Annotated in this window: 19 protein-coding genes and 1 tRNA gene; 17 read left to right on the top strand and 3 right to left on the bottom strand. The window is 48.0% G+C overall.

The window, feature by feature from the left end:
• Positions 1–104: 104 nt before the first annotated feature.
• Together NtB2_RS06940 and NtB2_RS06935 are read left to right on the top strand one after the other, a co-directional pair.
• Positions 105–311: a DUF2969 family protein gene (locus tag NtB2_RS06940; RefSeq protein WP_109246225.1), complete on the top strand. Its 207-nt coding sequence runs from the start codon at positions 105–107 to the stop codon at positions 309–311.
• A 9-nt stretch (positions 312–320) separates the two neighbouring features.
• Positions 321–392 (top strand) — tRNA-Gln (locus NtB2_RS06935).
• Between the two features lie 567 nt (positions 393–959).
• On the opposite strand, the gene NtB2_RS06925 is transcribed toward NtB2_RS06935, so the two are convergent.
• Positions 960–1,805, bottom strand: coding sequence for an Rgg/GadR/MutR family transcriptional regulator (locus NtB2_RS06925; RefSeq protein ID WP_109246223.1), 846 nt, complete (start codon positions 1,803–1,805; stop codon positions 960–962).
• 11 nt (positions 1,806–1,816) lie between these two features.
• Positions 1,817–2,479, bottom strand: coding sequence for a PAQR family membrane homeostasis protein TrhA (gene trhA / locus NtB2_RS06920; RefSeq protein WP_109246222.1), 663 nt, complete (start codon positions 2,477–2,479; stop codon positions 1,817–1,819).
• Between the two features lie 91 nt (positions 2,480–2,570).
• On the opposite strand from trhA, the gene NtB2_RS06915 reads away from it, so the two are divergent.
• From NtB2_RS06915 to cshA, 13 genes are all read left to right on the top strand, one after another.
• Positions 2,571–3,422, top strand: coding sequence for a DegV family protein (locus tag NtB2_RS06915; protein WP_109246221.1), 852 nt, complete (start codon positions 2,571–2,573; stop codon positions 3,420–3,422).
• The gene (locus tag NtB2_RS06910) at positions 3,419–4,267 is read left to right on the top strand and encodes an SGNH/GDSL hydrolase family protein (protein ID WP_174683339.1); all 849 of its coding nucleotides are present in this window, start codon (positions 3,419–3,421) and stop codon (positions 4,265–4,267) included. Before NtB2_RS06915 ends, NtB2_RS06910 begins: the two co-directional genes overlap by 4 nt.
• A gap of 3 nt (positions 4,268–4,270) precedes the next feature.
• Complete coding sequence (locus NtB2_RS06905) at positions 4,271–4,873, top strand: YpmS family protein (protein ID WP_225867058.1); 603 nt, start codon at positions 4,271–4,273, stop codon at positions 4,871–4,873.
• Positions 4,874–5,023: 150 nt separating this feature from the next.
• Positions 5,024–5,314, top strand: a complete 291-nt coding sequence (gene hbs / locus NtB2_RS06900) for a non-specific DNA-binding protein Hbs (protein WP_109246219.1) — start codon at positions 5,024–5,026, stop codon at positions 5,312–5,314.
• A 100-nt stretch (positions 5,315–5,414) separates the two neighbouring features.
• The gene (locus NtB2_RS06895) at positions 5,415–6,347 is read left to right on the top strand and encodes a glycosyltransferase family 2 protein (protein WP_109246218.1); all 933 of its coding nucleotides are present in this window, start codon (positions 5,415–5,417) and stop codon (positions 6,345–6,347) included.
• Positions 6,344–7,048: an IspD/TarI family cytidylyltransferase gene (locus NtB2_RS06890; protein ID WP_109246217.1), complete on the top strand. Its 705-nt coding sequence runs from the start codon at positions 6,344–6,346 to the stop codon at positions 7,046–7,048. The genes NtB2_RS06895 and NtB2_RS06890 overlap by 4 nt, the downstream gene beginning before the upstream one ends.
• Positions 7,048–8,076, top strand: a complete 1,029-nt coding sequence (locus NtB2_RS06885) for an NAD-dependent epimerase/dehydratase family protein (RefSeq protein ID WP_109246216.1) — start codon at positions 7,048–7,050, stop codon at positions 8,074–8,076. Before NtB2_RS06890 ends, NtB2_RS06885 begins: the two co-directional genes overlap by 1 nt.
• An 88-nt stretch (positions 8,077–8,164) precedes the next feature.
• Entirely contained in the window at positions 8,165–9,244 is a 1,080-nt protein-coding gene (locus tag NtB2_RS06880) for a glycosyltransferase (protein ID WP_165814978.1), read from the top strand.
• A 13-nt stretch (positions 9,245–9,257) separates the two neighbouring features.
• Entirely contained in the window at positions 9,258–10,388 is a 1,131-nt protein-coding gene (locus tag NtB2_RS06875) for a glycosyltransferase family 4 protein (RefSeq protein ID WP_109246214.1), read from the top strand.
• Positions 10,385–11,236, top strand: a complete 852-nt coding sequence (locus tag NtB2_RS06870; RefSeq protein WP_109246213.1) for a LicD family protein — start codon at positions 10,385–10,387, stop codon at positions 11,234–11,236. Before NtB2_RS06875 ends, NtB2_RS06870 begins: the two co-directional genes overlap by 4 nt.
• Before the next feature lie 55 nt (positions 11,237–11,291).
• The gene (locus NtB2_RS06865; protein WP_109246212.1) at positions 11,292–12,845 is read left to right on the top strand and encodes a peptide chain release factor 3; all 1,554 of its coding nucleotides are present in this window, start codon (positions 11,292–11,294) and stop codon (positions 12,843–12,845) included.
• Between the two features lie 12 nt (positions 12,846–12,857).
• On the top strand, positions 12,858–13,823 hold the full coding sequence (locus NtB2_RS06860; RefSeq protein ID WP_165814977.1) for a glycosyltransferase family 2 protein: 966 nt from the start codon (positions 12,858–12,860) through the stop codon (positions 13,821–13,823).
• Between the two features lie 323 nt (positions 13,824–14,146).
• A complete protein-coding gene (gene cshA / locus NtB2_RS06855) occupies positions 14,147–15,718 on the top strand; it encodes a degradosome RNA helicase CshA (RefSeq protein ID WP_109246210.1) in 1,572 nt (523 codons plus the stop codon).
• 526 nt (positions 15,719–16,244) lie between these two features.
• On the opposite strand, the gene NtB2_RS06850 is transcribed toward cshA, so the two are convergent.
• Positions 16,245–16,505: a transcriptional regulator gene (locus tag NtB2_RS06850; protein WP_109246209.1), complete on the bottom strand. Its 261-nt coding sequence runs from the start codon at positions 16,503–16,505 to the stop codon at positions 16,245–16,247.
• Positions 16,506–16,625: 120 nt separating this feature from the next.
• Here NtB2_RS06850 and NtB2_RS06845 point away from each other — a divergent pair, with 120 nt between their 5' ends.
• Positions 16,626–17,819 (top strand): SAM-dependent methyltransferase, encoded by a 1,194-nt coding sequence (locus NtB2_RS06845; RefSeq protein ID WP_109246208.1) that lies wholly within the window; start codon positions 16,626–16,628, stop codon positions 17,817–17,819.
• Positions 17,820–18,100: 281 nt separating this feature from the next.
• Positions 18,101–19,297: a methionine adenosyltransferase gene (gene metK / locus NtB2_RS06840; RefSeq protein WP_109246269.1), complete on the top strand. Its 1,197-nt coding sequence runs from the start codon at positions 18,101–18,103 to the stop codon at positions 19,295–19,297.
• The last annotated feature ends 275 nt before the right edge of the window (positions 19,298–19,572 follow it).

The raw sequence follows: 19,572 nt of genomic DNA, 5'->3' as shown, positions 1-19,572 counted from the left end.
CTACTAGAAACATCCCCAACCCCGAAGGGGAAAAGCCGCCTGCAAGGCAGACATAAAGCCACCAAATGCTTGAACAAAGCAACAAATTTTGTTAAAATATTTACATGTCTAAGAAAAAAGATACTGAAATCGAGATCGTTGAGACGGATTTTGGTGCGACCTTGAAGGTCGGAACAAAGACAGTGGCTGAGATCACTGAAGAAGAAGCAGGAAGCTTTAGCGTTGCTGTCAATGCTAAGAATATTGCGACTGTCAATAGCTTCGATGCTGCCCTTGAAGAGGCTATCAAGGCCTATAACCTGTCCGTCTAAGGACCTTGATGGGGTATAGCCAAGCGGTAAGGCAAGGGACTTTGACTCCCTCATGCGTTGGTTCGAATCCAGCTACCCCAGTCGACTCACAGCTTCGGCTGTTTTTTTTATTTTTTTAAGTTAAGTTTTGATATGAGAATGAGCATGCCGTTCCACTTCAGAAAAGCCCGCAAACTATCGTGAGGCCATCTTCGTGGCTCTGCCACTACGCTCTCCATGCTCGCTAAGTCGTTAAAGCGACTAGTCGCATGGGCACAGCGAAGCCTTCGGCTTCCATGTCTAATTCTTGAGCCCAAGGTCTCAAGAATTGCCAAATTTCACGAAAGTTTGCGGGCTTTTCTGAAGTTCCACTGGTTTGATGTGGATTATCATTCTGGGGCTACAGAGAAGGACTTTGGCATTACAAGGGTGGATGGTAGCTTTGTGCCTCACTGAGAGATGTAGAATAGGGAAACGGCAAAGCCACAATTGATTTGGAGTGGAGCTGTCGCTGTGGTGGATTCAGCCCTGAAAAGGCAGATTTGAAGACCCGTAGGGGCTTTAAATCTAGGAATGGAAGCCGTAAGGCTTCGCTTCCGGCCCAGGGCAGAATCCGCCCCGCCGACAGCGCAACGAAACGGACCACTTCAGCACAGAAAAAAAGGCCCATCAAGCCTTTTTATCCTTCGTCACTGCCCGCTTATAATAGTGCTCGAAAATATTTTCTAATTCATAGCTCTCGAGGGTTTCGCAGATGCGGATGAGTTTTCTCATCTCCTTTTTGCCCTCGCTTTTGTTGACAAAGGCGTATTCATAATAGCCCTCAAAGAACTTGATGAAGACCCGGAGGACCAGGTCTGTAGGAAAGAGGGCGTCCTTGAGGCGTTTTAAGATGACTTCAGCCATCTCCTTTTCATCGGCTTCGACAAAGTTGATCAAAACACGACAGACGGCCCGGGTCAGAATTCGTCGATAAGAAGACGAGGCCATATAGGAATGACGGCTGTTCCAGAAGTGCTCCATGAGCTTAAAGGTATAGTCATTATCGAGCTGGGTAATACAGTTGGCGTAGACTGAGAGGTCAAAGAGGTTCCATTCTTCCAGATGGTCAAAATAATGCATGAGCTCAGCCTTTTCCGCATCGCTCAGCGACCGGTAGCAGGCCTTGGCTGAGAGGGCGATTTTATGGTCCCATTCATTGATAGAGTCCTTGTAGTCCTGATAAATAAAGGACAACTGCCGTTCATCCTGGGCAAAATAGGCCGACTCAATCCGGCTAAAGGCATCAATATAATGGTCGATAATGCCGTTGTTAATCGACAGCTGATAGTCGGAGAGGGTCACGTGCATCTCCCGAAGAGCCGCCTCGACCTTGTCAAAGGCCATCATCTGCTTGCCATTTTCAAAATTGGAAATGGTGGTCTTAGAAATCCCAAGATACTTGAAGGCAGAGGTCGAGAGCCCCCTCTGCTGGCGAATCCGTCGGAAGGTTTCGCCATATTTTTGATAGACCATCAGCTACCTCCTTAGCCAATATAGACATAGATAGAGAGCCACATGAGTAAGGCAGCAGCCAGAACAAAGATGTGCCAGACCACGTGATTAAAAGGGAATTTGAAGCGGTAGATCACAGCCCCGACCGAATAGATGACCCCGCCAATGATCAAGAACCAAAAGGCCGTATGGTCAAGTGATTTCCACAAGGGATAAAGGGCAAAGAGGATGACCCAGCCCATGACCACATAGATGATGGTCGAAAAGCGAGGCACAGCGTTCCATTTAGGGAGATAAACCGAGGTCAGGACAATGCCGGTAATGGCACAAATCCAGACCAGGATAATCATGGCCCAGCCTAGCCAATTATTGAGGACAATCAGGCAGTAGGGGGTATAGGTCCCAGCAATCAAGAGATAGATGCCGTTGTGGTCAAAGACCTGGAAGACCTTCTTGGCCCGGGTAAAATGCAGGCTATGAGCCAGGGTCGAAAAGAGAAAGAGCAGAATCAGCGAAGCCCCGTAAATGGCAAAGGCGACCAGCTCAAGGATAGAACCGGAGCCGACCCCCTTGATCAAAAGAAGGACGGTCCCGATAATGGCAAAGATGACACCGATTCCGTGGGTCACCGAGTTAAAGACCTCGTTGACAATCAGATAAGCCTTTGAGGGGTGTTTCTTGTTGACTGCATTCATGTTTTGGCTTCTCTTTTCTTCCTTATAATGCTTGTTTTTGCTATAATATTTATAATAACACAAAAAACAGTAAAATAGAATGTGGTGACCTATGGCAATCAAAATTGTAACAGACTCCTCTATTACGATTGAGCCTGAGCTGATTGAAGCTCTTGATATTACAGTAGTACCCTTATCGGTGACGATTGATGATGTCTTGTATTCAGACCAGGACTTGGATCTCGATGCCTTTATGGCTAAGATGGCTGACAGCAAGATCCTGCCAAAGACCAGCCAGCCACCGGTTGGAGTCTTTGCAGAGGTTTATGAGAATATTGCTGGAGCAGACGATGACATCATCTCGATTCATATGACGGAGAGCCTTTCAGGTACGGTTGAGGCGGCAAGACAGGGTTCGCTTTTGAGCAACCGCAAGGTGACTGTCCTTGACAGCGATTTTACTGACCAGGCCCTCAAGTTTCAAGTCATTGCAGCGGCTAGGCTTGCTGCTGAGGGAGCTGATAAGGACGCTATTCTAAAAGAGATTGACAAGGTAAGAAAGAACACGGAACTCTTTATCGGCTTTTCGACTTTGGAAAATCTGGTCAAAGGTGGCCGGGTCAGCCGGGTGCAGGGATTGCTGGGCTCACTGCTTAACGTCCGGGTGGTCGGGACCCTCAAAGACCGCCAGATTGATACGCTCTTGAGAGGCCGGGGCAACAAGACCTTCAGCAAGTGGCTGGAGGGCAAGGTCTCTGAGATTAAGGCTTCAGGCCGGAAAATCAAGGCGGTCGGGATTTCTCATGCTGATGGCATGGACTTCTCGCTTAAAATCAAAGAGGCCCTGCAGGGCTTAGCTGAGGCTCCGATTAGCCTGATGAAGACCAATAAAACCATTGCGACCCATACAGGACCAGGTGCCTGGGCGGTCATGATCCAATTTGATGAGGATACCACATCATGATGAAGCATTTTGCTAAAAGCATAGGAAAAATTGCTGGCTTTCTGCTGGCAGTTTTCCTTATCTTCGGCCTTTTCTGGCTGATTTTTCCAAAGGCGGGGAATCGGATTGACCAGCCAAAAATGACGAGCAAGGCTGGGACAACGACCCTCCACTATACGGCCCTCGGCGACTCGCTGACCGAGGGCGTAGGCGACGCGACCAAACAAGGTGGCTTTGTGCCTCTTTTTGCCAAGGACATCGAGCAGGAAAAGAAGGTGAGCGTCCAGTCTGATAACTACGGCAAGGCCGGCGACACTTCTGAGCAGATTTTAGAGCGAATGACCAGCCAGTCTAAGATTACTGACAGTCTTAAAAATGCCAATGTCATCACGCTGACGGTCGGAGGAAACGACGTCCTAAAGGTCATTCGAGACAATATCGATAAGATTTCGACCCTGAAGGCAGAGGATTTTAAGGAGCCGTCTAAGACTTATCAAGCAGAGCTCCAGAAGATTTTCTCAGAAATCAGAAAGTATAATAGTCATGCTCAGATCTATGTCCTGGGCATCTACAATCCCTTCTATCTCAACTTCCCGCAGATTACGGTCATGCAGGAGGTCATCAACCAGTGGAATCAGGCGACCACAGCCGTTGTCAAAGGCCAGGACAAGAGCAGATTTGTAGCCATCAATGACCTCCTATATAAGGGCCAGGACGGCCAAAAAGGGATTGCTGATGCTGGGGCTGACAGCCAATCTGGCGAGAAAAACGACCTGCTCTACGCCGGCGACCATTTCCATCCCAATAATATTGGCTATCAAATCATGGCCCAGGCCGTCTTTGAGGCCTATCAAGGAGACAAGTAAAAAATGCGACAAATGAAAGAGCAAAAGAAATCGCAGAAGAAGAGTATCTGGAAGTGGCTTTTCTTCCTGCTTTTGGCTATTAACCTGGCTGGCATGGCCTTCGTGGCTGTGCGTGTCCTGATGCCTAGAGACCAGGCGACCTTGAGCCAGGTCTCGGCCCCAAAGGATGCGGTCAAGGTTGGTCAACTCGACCTCAACCGAGATCAAATCAATCAGCTGGTCAACGGATACCTGGAAAGCTATCAGAGCAAGGAGATGTCTTACAAGTTCTATCTTTCTAATAATCAGGCTGTCCTTGAGGCGAGCTACCAGCTCTTTGGGACCAGCGTCCCCTTCTATGTCTACTTCCAGCCTTTGGCCTTGGAAAATGGCTCAGTGGCCCTGTCTGTGACCTCGGTTTCAGCAGGCTCACTCAGCCTACCTGCGAATACAGTGCTTTCCTATATCAAGGGGAGTCTGAAATTACCTGACTTTGTTCAGATCGATAGTAAAAATGACCAAATCATTATAGAGCTCGCCAAGGCCTCTAGCCACAACATCTCGATTTCAGCCAATAAAATCGACCTGGCCAACGACCAGTTTAGTTTTGATTTGATAAAAAAATAACAAAAATGACCTAAAAATGGGTGAAAAATAATAAAAAAGCCCTGAAAAGCCCTGAAAATGCGGATTATTGCTTGCAATGGCTTTTAATTTTTGATAATATGAAATTACCTAATTGTAGGTAAACAAAAAATCTATGGAGGACATTGAAAAATGGCTAACAAACAAGATCTTATCGCAGCAGTTGCAAAATCTACTGGATTGACTAAAAAAGATTCAGAAAAAGCAGTTAACGCTTTCGGCGAATCTGTAACTTCATTCCTTGCTAAAGGTGAAAAAGTTCAATTGATCGGTTTCGGTACTTTTGAAGTTCGCGCTCGTGCAGCCCGCGAAGGACGCAACCCACAAACTGGTAAAACCATCAAAATCAAAGCGACTACAGTTCCAGCATTCAAGGCTGGTAAAGCTTTGAAAGACTCTGTTAAAAAAGTTAAAGTTAAATAATTAACTCTATAAACAGTAATAAAAACGGGCTTGCCCGTTTTTTTGTTTATTAAAAATGCTTTTGCAAAAAGACATTAAAAATAGTAAAATAGAGAGAACTATGAAAAAGACAAACATTGTCCTATCAAGCTTTAACGGGGAAAAATACATTGCTGAGCAGATTGAAAGTATTATTGGTCAGACCTATCAAGACTGGCAACTTTTAATCCGAGATGATGGCTCGACAGATCGGACGCGGGAGATTGTCAAGAGCTACGAGCAGAGGGACTCACGGATTCGCCTGATCAATCCAGAGACGACAGAAAATATAGGGCTGGTCAGCTCTTTTTATGAGCTGGTCAAATCTGAACGGGCGGATTATTACTTCTTTTCAGACCAGGACGATGTCTGGCTGCCTGAAAAGCTGGAGGTCACGCTGGAAAGCCTCAGGAAAGCCAAGCTTTCTGCCATGGTCTATACTGACCTCAAGGTGGTCGATGCTGAGCTCAATGTCGTCAGCGAGAGCTACCTGGCTCCCAATCCCTACATTAACACAAGCCTCAAAGACCAAATCCTGACCAATAACGTCGTGGGCGGAGTATCCGCCATCAATCATGCCCTGGCTGAGCTTTGGACGACCGACCAGGTCTTTATCCATGACTGGTATCTGGGTTTGCTCGCTGCAGCCTTTGGCGAGCTGATTTATCTGGATTTGCCAACCGAACTCTACCGCCAGCATGCGGCCAATGTGGTCGGGGCCAATCAAAAGGCGACGACCATGCAGGCCATCAAGGAAGCCCGCCAGCAATCAAGTGGTTTTCTCAGCAATTACTGGGCTTATTTTGACAAAATCAAACAGCTGAACCTGGCCTTGTTAAACAGCCAGGGCGATAAGCTCTCGCAGGAAAAGCGCCAGCTGATAGAAGCCTTTGTCAGCCTAGATGAAGCCAGCTTTTTCAAACGCTTGAAGGTCTTCAAATTCAGCCGGAAAAACTGGCGGGCAACAGTCATTTTTAGATTGCTCTATCTCACAAAATTAGGAAGAAAGTCATGAATATTGCACTATTAACCGCAGCCGGCACAGGGAACCGGATGCAACAGCAGACCCCAAAACAGTTTATGCATGTCAACGACAAGCCTTTGATCATCTATAGCATGGAGGCCTTTCAGAAGGTTCCGGAAATCGATGTGATTGCAGTCGTTTGCCTAGAGGGCTGGGAGGCCATTCTTCAGGCCTATGCTGAACAATTTGGCATCACAAAGCTCAAACACATCTTTCCTGGGGCTGAGAGCGGTCAGGCTTCGATCAGGAGTGGCTTGAAGGGGCTCGAGGCGTTTTATCCTAAGGACAGTCTGATTCTGGTCCACGACGGTGTGAGACCGCTCGTCTCGCAGGATATTATCTTGGACAATATCGTCGTGGCTGAAAAATACGGCAACGCCATTGCCAGCATTCCGACGATTGAAGCCATGCTTTATTCTGAGGATACCCAGGCTTCAGAGCGTTATTTTGACCGGGAATTTCTCCAGCGGACCCAAACACCGCATGCCTTTAGGCTCGGAGAATTGCTGGAGATGCACGACATGGCTGAGGAAAAAGGGATTGAAAACTCGGTAGCTTCATGCACGCTGGCCATTGATTTGGGCAAGACCGTCCACTTTTCACTCGGTTCAGAGAAAAATTTTAAGATTACCCACCAGGATGACATTGACATCTTTAAGGCCCTCCTGATGCTGAAAAATAAAGAGGTATAATGACTTTTTTAGAGAATCCCTTCTATCAGAAGGACCTGCAGGAGAGCATTGACAACACGCTTTTTGCAGAACAATTAAGCGGAAAAAAGGTCCTTGTGACGGGTGCTGCAGGGATGATTGGCTCTTATCTGGTCGATGTCCTGGAAAAGCTGGGGGCAGAGGTTTTTGCATTGGGACGGAATCTGTCAGCCCTGGAAAAACGCTTTGCAGGCCAAAAAATTGCCTTCATACAGCAGGATGTCATGCTGCCTTTGAATTTGAAGACTGAGGAAGATTTTGACCTGATCATCCATGCCGCCTCAAATGCCAATCCGGCGAGCTATGCCAAGGATCCGGTCGGGACGATTGATGCCAATGTGCTGGGGACCAAACAGCTCTTAGACTATGCGGTGGCCCATGGGTCAGACGTTCTCTATCTGTCGACAGGCGAGGTCTATGGCCAGTTGCCAGCAGAATCCAGCCCCTTCACTGAAGAGATGGCTGGCTATATTGATGGCTTGGCTGTCCGCTCTTCCTATATGCTCAGCAAACGCCTGGCTGAAAATCTCTGTGTCGCTTATGCCCAGCAGTATGGGGTCACAGCAAAGATTGGCCGGCTTTCTCACGTTATCGGGGCCTCTTATACCGATAAGGACAACCGGGTATCAGCGAGCTTTGTCTCAGAGGTCCTGGCCGGTCGAGACCTGGTCATGAAAAGCCCAGGCCAGCAAATCCGGTCATACGTCTATCTTTCTGACGCGGCCTCAGGCCTCTTGTCTATCGTGACTGCTGGTGAAAACGCGACGGCCTATAATGTCAGCCGGACGCTTAACGCCATAAAATTGGCAGACTTTGCCAGAAAGCTCGCAGAAGCCAAGGGCAGACAGCTCTTATTTGACGTCAAAGAGGCTGACCCGCTTAAGTCAACCCCGATTGAGCTGGCTGTCTTGAGCGATGAAAAGCTAAAGGGTCTAGGTTGGTCGCCAAGAGTTTCAGTCGACAGCGCTGTAAAAAGACTCTTTGAGATTTTAGATGTTCAGAAAAATTAGCCAAATATATCCAAAAAGCCTGCCCTTAATTATGGTATACTAAAATAAGTGATAATTTTTTAATTAAAGGGTGGATATGAAAAGAATATTGTTAGTATCAACAATGGGTCAGCTAGGGGGCGTGCAGGCAATGAATGCCTGGCTTGCTGATAGCCTAGCTGGCCATTATGAGACAGCAATCTATTCGAGGGGCGAAGCCAAGCCCTCTGCCTTTGAGCTGAAGACGACCAGATTCACAGACGAGCGAGATGAAAACTGGGGCTTGAAATTCAAGCTCTTGACCGCTTTCGGCCTCGCAAAGCTTGGCTTTCTAAGAAAAAGCATTTATAAAAGAGAAGCAGATAAAATCGCTACTAAAATAGAGCAGTTTCAGGCAGACCAGGTCATTCTGAGTGCTAATGAAATTCTTTTTTTGCCCTTACTCAAGGCAAAATTTCCGGCCCTCAAGTTTATCGCCTGGCTCCACAGCTCGGCAGAACGCTATATGACCAAGGTCTTCTTCGGTCTCAAGGCAGATTTTCTGGCCGGCATCCGGCAGGCTGACGAGCTTGTCTGTTTGACAGATGAGGATGTCAGCTATTTTAAGCTGACGAATCCTCGTTGCCGCCGGATTTTTAATCCCAACCGCTTGGAACATGAGCAGGTCTCAGCGCTCAAGGAGCCCATCATTGCCTGGACAGGTAGGCTTTCCTACCAGGTCAAGGGCCTGGATTATCTGATTGAGCTGGCTAAGGACCTGCCTGAACCTTGGAAAATCGCTGTGGCAGGGCCTGGTGATGCCTCTATTTTCAAGGACTTACCAGAAAATAAACTCCTCTACCGGGGAGCCCTGTCTGGTGAGGAGCTCGTCCAGCACTACAAAGAAGCCTCTATCTTTCTGATGACCAGCCGTCTCGAGGGCTTTGGCCTGGTCCTCGCGGAAGCCATGAGCTTTGGCCTGCCGGCGATTGCCTTTGAGCAGACCGGCTCCCGGGCCATTCTTGATGACGGAAAATATGGCCGGCTGATTGCCCAAGGCGACCTTGAAGCCATGAAGGCTAGCCTTCAACAACTGATAAATAACGCGGAAGAAAGAAAAAAACTGAGCCAGCTCTCCATCGAGCGGAGCCAGGCCTTTCTTCCCAAAGTGATTCTTGAAGCCTGGAAAGAGCTCATTGAATCAACATAAGGAAATGACAACAATGACCAAGACAATCGCCTTCTTTCAAGGCTTTTATCTCCCCTATTTGGGCGGAGTAGAGCGTTATACTCATAATATCGCCTTAAAACTCATGGCCAAGGGCCACCGGGTCATTATTGTGACGAGTCTCCATGATGAAAAGCTCAAGACTAAGGAAGTCGACGGCCTGCTCACGATTTATCGTCTGCCCAGCCATAGCTTTTGGAAGCAACGTTATCCTTTTTTGAAGAAAAACCGGGACTATCAAGCCCTCATCGAAGAAATCAAAAAAGAAGACATCGACCTCTATGTGGCCAATACCCGTTTTCAACTGCCAGCCTTGCTCGGAGCGAGGCTGGCGACAGAGGCCAAGAAGCCGGTCATCTGTATCGAGCACGGGACAGGCTATCTGACCCTCAACAATGCCCTGATTGACAAGATTTTAAGCTTTACAGAACGCCAACTCATCAAGCGAATCAAGCGGGATGTCAGTGATTTTTACGGGGTCTCTCAAGAAGCGACCAGCTGGCTCAAGGCCTTTGACATCAAAGGAAAAGGTATCTTATACAATGCTATCAATGCCCAGGAAATCCTGACCTATCCGATTGAAAAGTCAGCTGACAAGACCATCATTAGCTATGCCGGTCGCCTCCAGCCCAAGCTCAAGGGGGTTGAGACCCTGCTTTCAGCCTTTGAGAAAATGAGCCAAGACTTTAGCCAGCTCGAGCTTCATATTGCTGGCGACGGACCTATCCTAGAAGATCTGAAGGCCAAGCATCAGTCGGCCTCGATTGTCTTTCATGGCAAGCTATCTCATGAAGAAGTGATGACACTGGATGCAAGGAGCGACATCTTTGTCCTCATGTCTAAGTTGGAAGGCTTCTCGACCGCCTTGCTTGAGGCCGGCCTCCTCCAGAACCTCCTGATTTCTACAGATGTCGGTGGGGCCAGAGAGATGATTCCCAATGATGACTATGGCTATGTGATTGAAAACTCTGAAGAAGCCCTGATGGAGGTCCTCCGGACGGTGCTTTCCAATAAAGAACAGATGCGTCAGACCCAGCTCAAGATTTCTGAGCACATCAAGGAAAACTTTACCTGGGACCAGACGGCATTAGCCTTTGAAAAGATTATAGAAGAAAAAACAAGATGAACAAGATTTCCAGCCAGGAACTCAAAAAAATCCAGCTTGACATGCTGGCCTTTATTGATCAGACCTGTCGGCAAGAACAGATTAACTATTCGCTCGGTGGTGGTTCACTCCTTGGTGCAGTCAGACACGGGGGCTTCATTCCCTGGGATGATGACATTGACCTGGTCCTGCCTAGGGCAGACTATGAGCGGTTATTAGAGCGGTTTATGCAGGAGCTTCCTGATGAATACGGCCTGATTTATTATAAGAGCCGTCCGACCTACCTGCCCTTTGCCAAGCTTTATGACAAGCGGACTTATTTTACAAGCAAGCTGGATAATCTCAATCGGGGAACGGGCGTCTTTATTGACCTCTTTCCGATGGATGTCCTGCCTGGTGATGCGACTGAGCGAGCAAAATTTAAGAAGGAAGTAGCTAAGGCAGCGATTGATTTGACCAGCTCAAACCCGACTGGCCTTGATTATGCCTCAGCGACCAAGCCCATTTATTTCATCGGAAAGGTCCTTCTTTGGGGTCCAAGACACTTGAAAAACAAGGGCAAGGCCAGATATTGTGCTGAAAAGGTCGACCTGCTAATGCAGTCTTATCGTGAAAAGGACACGCCTTATGTCGGTTATGCTTATTCGGGCTATTCAGGCGAATGCTTTGACAAGGCCATTTTCGAGGCTTACGAAGATGTCGCCTTCGAAGAGCTGACCGTCAGAAAGCTGGTCAATCATGACAGCTATCTCAAGGCCTTATACGGCGACTACATGACCCTGCCCCCAGAAGATGAGCGGGTCAACCATTCTTATTACCAGTGGTTTTGGAAGGATGATGAAGCCAGTGAGCATATTAAGAAAGCCTGACACATCAAGGCTTTTTTGCTATAATAAAGAAAGCAAAATTTAGGAAAGAAATACCATGACCAGAGAAGAAGAAGTAAAAAAACGTAGAACCTTTGCCATCATCTCCCACCCGGATGCGGGGAAGACGACCATCACTGAGCAACTCCTGAAATTTGGGGGAGCTATCCGTGAGGCAGGGACCGTCAAGGCCAGAAAGACCGGCAACTTTGCCAAGTCTGACTGGATGGACATCGAAAAAGAACGTGGGATTTCCGTGACCTCCTCTGTCATGCAGTTTGACTATGCTGGCAAGCGGGTCAATATCCTGGATACACCAGGTCACGAGGACTTTTCTGAGGACACCTACCGGACGTTGATGGCGGTCGATGCGGCTGTCATGATTATTGACTCGGCAAAGGGGATTGAAGCACAGACGAAGAAACTCTTCCAAGTCGTGAAACACCGGGGGATTCCTGTCTTTACCTTTATCAATAAACTCGACCGGGACGGGCGTGAGCCACTGGACTTGCTCTCTGAGCTTGAAGAAATCCTTGGTATTGCCAGCGTGCCGATGAACTGGCCAATTGGGATGGGGGCGAATTTCCAGGGCCTCTACGACTTTACCAATCAGCGGGTTGAGGTCTATCAGGGCGAAGAACGTTTCCTTCCATTTGCGGAAATTGAAGGCCATGAGCTGACCAGAAATCCCTTCTTTACCCAGGCGGTCGAAGATGCAGAGCTCCTAGCTGATGCCGGCAATCCCTTCGATGAAGAAGCAGTCCTCAAAGGCCAACTGACACCAGTCTTCTTTGGTTCAGCCCTGACCAGCTTTGGGGTCCAGACCTTCTTGGACAGCTTTTTGACCTATGCTCCAGAGCCCCACAGTCATAAGACAGTCGACGGCGACGATGTCGACCCGCTCAATCCTGATTTTTCAGGCTTTGTCTTTAAGATTCAGGCCAATATGGACCCCCGTCACCGTGACCGGATTGCCTTTGTCCGTGTGGTTTCTGGCGAATTTGAACGGGGCATGGATGTCAATCTCCTCCGGACCGGCAAAAAAGTAAAATTGTCTAACGTCACGCAGTTCATGGCAGAATCCCGGGAAAACGTCGAAAATGCTGTGGCTGGCGACATCATCGGTGTCTATGATACCGGGACCTATCAAGTTGGAGACACGATGGCAACAGGAAAATTGAAAACTGCTTTCGAGCCATTGCCGACATTTACGCCAGAAATCTTTATGCGGGTCCAGGCTAAAAACGTCATGAAGCAGAAGTCCTTCCAAAAGGGTATTGAGCAGTTGGTCCAAGAAGGAGCCATCCAGCTCTACAAGAGCTACTCGACCGGCGACCTTATGCTGGGAGCGGTCGGCCAGCTCCAATTTGAAGTCTTCAAAGACCGTATGGAACGTGAATACAGCTCAGAAATCGTCATGACACCTATGGGGAACAAAACCGTCCGTTGGATCAAGCCAGAGCAACTCGACGAAAAGATGTCCAGCTCCCGCAATATCTTAGCCCGTGACCGCTTTGACCACCCCCTCTTCCTCTTTGAAAACGACTTTGCCATGCGTTGGTTTGTCGACAAATATCCAGATGTGGAATTGATGGAAGAATTTTCAGTATAAGGGAGAATGAAGATGGCAGAAAAGCCTTTAATATCAGTCATCCTCCCGGTCTATAATGCAGAAAGCTATCTGGCTGAAAGCCTGGACAGCCTCCTTAATCAAAGCTACCAAGAGCTTGAAATCTTGGCGGTGAACGACGGCTCAACAGACCAGAGCCTGGCGATACTTGAAGCCTATGCAAAGGCTGATGCCAGGCTAAGAGTCATCAGTCAGAAAAATAGAGGCCAGGGATCCGCTAGAAATCAGGGGCTCGATGAGGCCCAGGGGGCCTATATCAGCTTTGTCGACAGCGACGACCTCCTGGCTCCCCAGTATTTTGAAGCCCTGCTTTCCGCCCTTGTCGAGAGCCAAGCAGACTTTTCTACTAGCGCCTATGAGAAGTTTAAGGAGACCAAGCCGGACTTTAGCCGGATTGGTAAGCCGGCTAGAGAGCTCTTCACAGGGGATGAGGCAGAGCGTCGCTTTTATGCAGGTGACCGGGTTCCCTTCTATATCATGCCCTGGGGCAAGCTATTCAAGGCTGACATCTTTGAGGGCCTGCGATTCCCTGAGGGCCGATTTGTCGAGGATGAGTTTATCGCCCCCTATTTTCTTGATCGGGCGGACCGCATCGTCTATCTTGGGGAGAAGCTCTATTTCTACCGGGAAAACGATGCAGGGACGATGGCCAGCTATAGTCTCGCCAATGTCAAAGATGCCTTTGAGATGTTTGAAGGCCGGATGGCCTTCTTGCAGGATAGAAGCAAGACCCGCTTTGTAGAGCAGACGAGAGACCAGTATGCGACTTATTGCTTGAGCCTGCGGGTGGATTATAGCAAGCAGGCGGAAATCGCAGAGCTGGCAGACCAAAAATTCCGAGAGCTTTTTAAGGAAAAGCAGGGCTTTCGGACGAAAATACGCTGGATGGGACGGGTTTACCTACTCAATCAGGGCTTGTTTATTGGTCTGATGAAGCTAGCGAAGAGATTTGGTATCTAACATTAATAATAAAAAATTCGCTTATGATTAGAAATTTGGAGCGAAAACAAACATAGCTTTTGACGATGAAAAAGGCAGATTTGAAGACCCGTAGGGGCTTCAAATCTAGGAATGGAAGCCCTAGGCTTCGCTTCCGGTCCATCGTCAAAAGCTATGTTTGTTTTCGTGGAAGCCCTTTAATATCAGATTTTCAAAAAACTAAACAGGGTAAGATAAAAAGGCCAGATTTTATGATATAATAGAAAAGTTATGTCAGGCGAGCCCAAAATTTTCGCCTGTTTGCAGGCTATTCCTGCAAGAAGTAATTAGAAATAGGTGTAATATTGAAATTTTCAGAACTCGGCCTGTCACAAGGAATCATTGACACGCTCACTAGCATTGGCTACGAAAAGCCAACTCCAATCCAAGAACAGACCATCCAGTTGGCCCTCTCAGGCCGGGACGTTTTGGGTCAAGCCCAGACCGGTACCGGTAAGACCGCTGCCTTTGGTCTGCCAACCATCGAAAAGATTGACGAAAACAATCAAGGCATTCAAGCCCTCGTCATCGCTCCAACCCGGGAACTCGCAGTTCAAGGGCAAGAAGAGCTCTTCCGCTTTGGGAAATCAAAAGGCCTCAAGGTCCGCACTGTTTTCGGTGGCTCTAGCATCGAAAAACAAATCAAGGCCATCCGCTCTGGTGCCCACATCGTTGTCGGCACGCCAGGCCGTCTGGTTGACCTGATCAAACGTAAGGCGATTGACTTGTCACACTTGACGACCCTTATCCTTGATGAAGCTGACGAAATGCTCAACATGGGCTTCCTCGATGATATTGAATTTATCATTTCAAAGACGCCAGTGGAACGTCAAACCCTGCTTTTCTCAGCAACCATGCCTGATGACATCAAGAAAATCGGCGTGAAGTTCATGAAAAATCCTGAACATATTAAGATTGCAGCCAAGGAAATGACAGCTGACCGGATTGAGCAGTTCTATATTAAAGCCAAAGAATTTGAAAAATTTGACTTTATGACTCGCTTGATTGACGTGGAACGTCCTGAGCTGGCCATCGTCTTTGGTCGGACAAAACGCCGGGTTGACCAAATCACACGGGGTCTGAAGCTTCGTGGCTACCGGGCAGAAGGCATCCATGGTGACCTAGACCAGTCTAAGCGTCTGGCTGTCCTCCGTGACTTTAAGGCTGGCCACCTCGACATTCTGGTGGCGACCGACGTTGCGGCTCGTGGCCTTGACATCTCTGGCGTGACCCATGTCTACAACTACGACATCACGCAAGACCAGGAGTCATACGTCCATCGGATTGGTCGTACTGGGCGTGCTGGCAAGTCTGGTCGTTCATTTACCTTTGTTTCCTATAATGAAATGGGCTACCTGCGTGCCATCGAAAAGCTGACCAAGAAGCCGATGACTTCCCTCAGACCACCAACAGAAGAAGAAGCCTACAAGGCTTCACTCTCTGTGGCCTTGGAAGAGCTGGACAAAGACCTCTCTAATCCTAAGGTCACGTCTAAGTTGGATAAATTCGACGAAGATGCAGAAAGCCTGCTCGAAAAATATGATGCCAAGACCATCGCAGCCATGCTCCTTCAGAGTCGTGTCAAAGACCCTGACACCATGGAGAAAGTCGACATCGCGGCTGAACGCCCACTGCCATTTAACGGTGAAGGCGGTAAAGGCAAGGGCCGTGGTGGCAACAAGAGCAACTACCGTGGCAAGGGCCGTGGTAACGGCAACGGCAACTGGAAAAAGCGTGACGATAACCGTGGTGGCTACCGTGGCAAACGTGACGACCGCCGATTCGATGACCGTAAATCAGATAATAAAAAACCACGTCAACGGACGGGGGATGAGAAGAAATCTGGTTTCGTGATGAGAAATCGTGGAGATAAATAAAGAGCCCACTGGCTCTTTTTTTGTGTCCTGCGGACGGCTTTCCCTTTGGGTTTGGGGATGTTTCAAATAATGGGTGCTCGGGGAGCTAGCTTCGACTATTTCTAAGTCTGATTTAGTCTCCCTTACGGGAGCCGTCATCAGCCTAAGAAATAGTACTTGCGGATCTCCCTTGTGCGAAACATACGACAGCAGAGCTGTCGATGTTTCCATTATTATAAAATCCCCGTTGTTTGTGAGCTTCGCTCCCGGCTTCGCCGGACCGCTTTGCGGGTTTGGCAAAGCCAAACGGCCGAAGGCCTAGCTCAGGGGATTTTCTAGTAGTGGGATTATGAGAAAGCTTTGCTTTCCCATAATCCGCGGAGCGGAAATCCGCAAGTAGTGTTGCTTTGCCATGCAACGGCTCGCGTGAGCGAGACTAAGCAGGGCTTAGCAACACTCGAAGCTAGTTCCGCGAGCACCCACTACTAGAAACATCCCCAAACCCGAAGGGGCCGAGCCGCCTGCTAAGGCAAATGGCAAAAACGCCTCAGCTTCCGTTCTTCTGCTCCAAATACTCATAATGATGCCGCTTCAGCCCGCGAATAAAATCCAAATCCCGCTCAATTGCCTTGAATTGGGCATCTAAAATAGCCTCCTGCTCGACCAAAAGCCGGATGCGGTCAATCAGCGAGGCATCGCCGGCCTCATAGAGCTGACGATAGCGGTCGAGGTTTTCCTCTGGCATACCGGTAGCTGCCAGCTTTTGATAGTCTTCATCCGAAAAGTGCTGTGCCTTGTTTTCCATCATTTTTTGGCCCTCCTTTTTCCTTTGATTATAGCATAGAAAGCCCTTCCAGTATTAAATTTTGTTTTTTCAATATTAAAAGGAGTATAATAAGAAAATATACATATATATAAGGAGAAAAACATGGTTTTTGAAAAAACACTACTGAGTAAGGCGATGGGCTCGGCTTTTGATATGCCGGTTGAAGTGACCTACTGGGACGGCAAGACTGAACGTTACGGTGACGGCGAGCCTGAGGCTAAGATTAAATTTAACAAAAAATTCTCTTTTAACGACATCAGCAGCCAGCCAACACTGGTCCTCGCTGAAGCCTACATGAATGAAGACATCGAGATTGAAGGTTCTATTCAGGAACTCATTGTCTCAGCCTATCGCAAACGGGACAGCTTCTTGACAGACCAATCTGGTTTGACGGGAAAAATTGCGAAGCGCCTGATGGGTAGCCACACGCAAAAAGACTCACGCGAAGACATCCACAGCCACTATGATATCGGGAACGACTTCTACAAGAAGTGGCTGGACCCTACGATGACTTACTCATGTGCTTATTTTGCCAATGACGAAATGAGTCTGGAAGAGGCACAAATCGCCAAGGTGCATCATATCTTGAACAAGCTCAACAGCCAGCCTGGTGGTCGCCTACTTGACATCGGTTGTGGTTGGGGAACGCTCGTCATCACAGCGGCTCAAGAATACGGTCTGAATGCTGTCGGTATCACGCTTTCTGATGAACAATTCTACTTTGCCCGCCGGAAGGTTGAAGAACTCGGCCTCCAAGACAAGGTCGAAATTAAGCTCATCGACTACCGTGACCTTAAAGACGAACAGTTTGACTACATCACTTCTGTTGGTATGTTTGAGCACGTTGGTAAGGAAAACCTGGCCATGTACTTTAACAAGGTCGCAGAATACCTGAAGCCAAACGGCCGTGCCTTGATTCATGGCATCACAGGCCAACACTACGGCATGGGTGTCGATCCATTCATCGAAAAGTACATCTTCCCTGGCGGCTATATTCCTAATGTGGCTGAACAAGTTACCCACATCATGGAGGCCGGCCTTCAACTCGATGACCTGGAACCCCTCCGCCGTCACTACCAAAAGACGCTGGAAATCTGGGATGAAAACTACCTCAAAGTCTTCGATGAAACCATTGATGAAATGGGCAAGCCTTTCGCCCGCATGTGGGACCTCTATCTCCAAGCCTGTGCGGCTGGATTTGAGTCTGGCAACATCGACGTCATGCAGTTCTTGATGACCAAGGGTGCTGCAGGTCAAGGGCTTCCTATGACGCGTGATTATATTTATAAAAAATAAGAAATTTTGACTGGCTCTTGGGCTGGTCTTTTCTTATGCAAAGCTGAAGACGTGCATAAATCAGAGTAGCCTTACAGGTTCCAGGCTCATTATAAAGATAAAATCGTTTTCAGTATCAAAGCAAAGCATTCTCAAAATAAAAGTGTTACAATAAAGGAGTTACAAGTCCCGAAAGGCTTAAAGCAATTAGTTTTAAGGTGGCGAGTCCCTATGAACTGGCCGAAAAACCCTTGTAACCAATACTGAGCAAAGCTCAACTATTAGAATTGGGGGACATTAAATTGTCAAAAGAAAAACGTTTATTTACTTCAGAATCAGTATCTGAAGGCCATCCAGACAAGGTCGCTGACCAAATCTCTGATGCCATTCTTGATGCCATCGTGGCCCAAGACCCAGATGCTCACGTCGCCTGTGAAACAGTGGTTTACACAGGTAGCGTACACGTCTTTGGTGAAATCTCAACCACAGCCTATGTTGATATTGCTGGTGTCGTTCGCGAAACCATCAAAAACATCGGCTACACAGACAGCTCGCTCGGCTTTGACTACAAGTCAGTCGGTGTCCACGTCAGCCTGATTGAACAATCTCCAGATATCGCTCAAGGGGTTAATGAAGCCCTCGAAGCCCGTGGTGAAGCTGACAAGGATCCACTTGATGCAATCGGTGCCGGTGACCAAGGCTTGATGTTTGGTTTTGCAACCAACGAAACCGCTGAATACATGCCTCTGGCCATCAACCTCAGCCACAAGCTGGTGAAGAAGTTGACTGACCTGCGTAAATCTGGCGAGCTTGAATACCTTCGTCCAGATGCTAAGTCACAAGTTACTGTAGAATACGATGAAAACGGTGTGGCTCAACGTATCGATACGGTCGTTATCTCTACACAGCACGCGCCTGAAGCAACTAACGAACAAATCCACGATGACGTGATTAACAAGGTCATCAAGGCTGTGATTCCTGCTGAGTTGCTTGACGATGAAACAAAATACTTCATCAACCCAACCGGCCGTTTCGTTATCGGTGGCCCTCAAGGGGACTCAGGTTTGACTGGGCGTAAGATCATCGTTGATACTTACGGTGGCTACGCTCCTCACGGTGGGGGTGCCTTCTCTGGTAAGGATGCGACTAAGGTTGACCGCTCTGCCAGCTATGCAGCCCGCTATGTAGCGAAGAACATCGTTGCTGCTGGTCTTGCTGACAAGGCTCAAATCCAGCTTTCATACGCGATTGGTGTGGCGAAGCCAACCTCAATCAACATCGATACCTTTGGTACTGGTAAGGTTTCAGACGATGAGCTCCTTGCAGCCATTCGTGAACTCTTTGACCTCCGTCCAGCGGGTATCATTGAAATGCTCGACCTGAAACGTCCAATCTACGGCAAGACCGCAGCCTACGGACATTTTGGCCGGACTGACGTTGAATTGCCATGGGAACAAACTGATAAGGTTGAAGCACTTAAGGCTTACTTTAATAAATAAATTTTGTGATTAGCGAGACTTTTGCTCTTGCTTTTTTGTTTGCTTGTTCCGTTCCAGAAATTTCACCTTGAATGACTGAATCCAGCAGTAAGTGCTGGGTTTTTCTTGTGTGAAAAATAAATTATACCTTACATTTTTAGAACCGAACTGACATTAAGTCAAGAAACTGGACACCAAAATGGGTAAATTACCTTTCTGCCTATGCGGCTAATTTTAGTTGTTTATTTTCGAATTCATTGGGCGTTAAATAATTGAGTCCTTGATGAATTCGATTA

The sequence above is a fragment of the Lactococcus termiticola genome, assembly GCF_003116835.1.
Taxonomy (GTDB): Bacteria; Bacillota; Bacilli; order Lactobacillales; family Streptococcaceae; genus Lactococcus; species Lactococcus termiticola.
The sequence above is the reverse complement of the archived record's forward strand: the minus strand, read 5'-3'. Positions and strand labels throughout refer to the sequence as shown.

What these genes read in the sequence shown, in the direction of transcription:
- NtB2_RS06940 (WP_109246225.1), top strand. Translation starts at nt 105, where the DNA reads ATGTCTAAGAAAAAAGATACTGAAATCGAGATCGTTGAGACGGATTTT.
- NtB2_RS06925 (WP_109246223.1), bottom strand. Translation starts at nt 1,805, where the DNA reads ATGGTCTATCAAAAATATGGCGAAACCTTCCGACGGATTCGCCAGCAG.
- trhA (WP_109246222.1), bottom strand. Translation starts at nt 2,479, where the DNA reads ATGAATGCAGTCAACAAGAAACACCCCTCAAAGGCTTATCTGATTGTC.
- NtB2_RS06915 (WP_109246221.1), top strand. Translation starts at nt 2,571, where the DNA reads ATGGCAATCAAAATTGTAACAGACTCCTCTATTACGATTGAGCCTGAG.
- NtB2_RS06910 (WP_174683339.1), top strand. Translation starts at nt 3,419, where the DNA reads ATGATGAAGCATTTTGCTAAAAGCATAGGAAAAATTGCTGGCTTTCTG.
- NtB2_RS06905 (WP_225867058.1), top strand. Translation starts at nt 4,271, where the DNA reads ATGCGACAAATGAAAGAGCAAAAGAAATCGCAGAAGAAGAGTATCTGG.
- hbs (WP_109246219.1), top strand. Translation starts at nt 5,024, where the DNA reads ATGGCTAACAAACAAGATCTTATCGCAGCAGTTGCAAAATCTACTGGA.
- NtB2_RS06895 (WP_109246218.1), top strand. Translation starts at nt 5,415, where the DNA reads ATGAAAAAGACAAACATTGTCCTATCAAGCTTTAACGGGGAAAAATAC.
- NtB2_RS06890 (WP_109246217.1), top strand. Translation starts at nt 6,344, where the DNA reads ATGAATATTGCACTATTAACCGCAGCCGGCACAGGGAACCGGATGCAA.
- NtB2_RS06885 (WP_109246216.1), top strand. Translation starts at nt 7,048, where the DNA reads ATGACTTTTTTAGAGAATCCCTTCTATCAGAAGGACCTGCAGGAGAGC.
- NtB2_RS06875 (WP_109246214.1), top strand. Translation starts at nt 9,258, where the DNA reads ATGACCAAGACAATCGCCTTCTTTCAAGGCTTTTATCTCCCCTATTTG.
- NtB2_RS06870 (WP_109246213.1), top strand. Translation starts at nt 10,385, where the DNA reads ATGAACAAGATTTCCAGCCAGGAACTCAAAAAAATCCAGCTTGACATG.
- NtB2_RS06865 (WP_109246212.1), top strand. Translation starts at nt 11,292, where the DNA reads ATGACCAGAGAAGAAGAAGTAAAAAAACGTAGAACCTTTGCCATCATC.
- NtB2_RS06860 (WP_165814977.1), top strand. Translation starts at nt 12,858, where the DNA reads ATGGCAGAAAAGCCTTTAATATCAGTCATCCTCCCGGTCTATAATGCA.
- NtB2_RS06850 (WP_109246209.1), bottom strand. Translation starts at nt 16,505, where the DNA reads ATGATGGAAAACAAGGCACAGCACTTTTCGGATGAAGACTATCAAAAG.
- NtB2_RS06845 (WP_109246208.1), top strand. Translation starts at nt 16,626, where the DNA reads ATGGTTTTTGAAAAAACACTACTGAGTAAGGCGATGGGCTCGGCTTTT.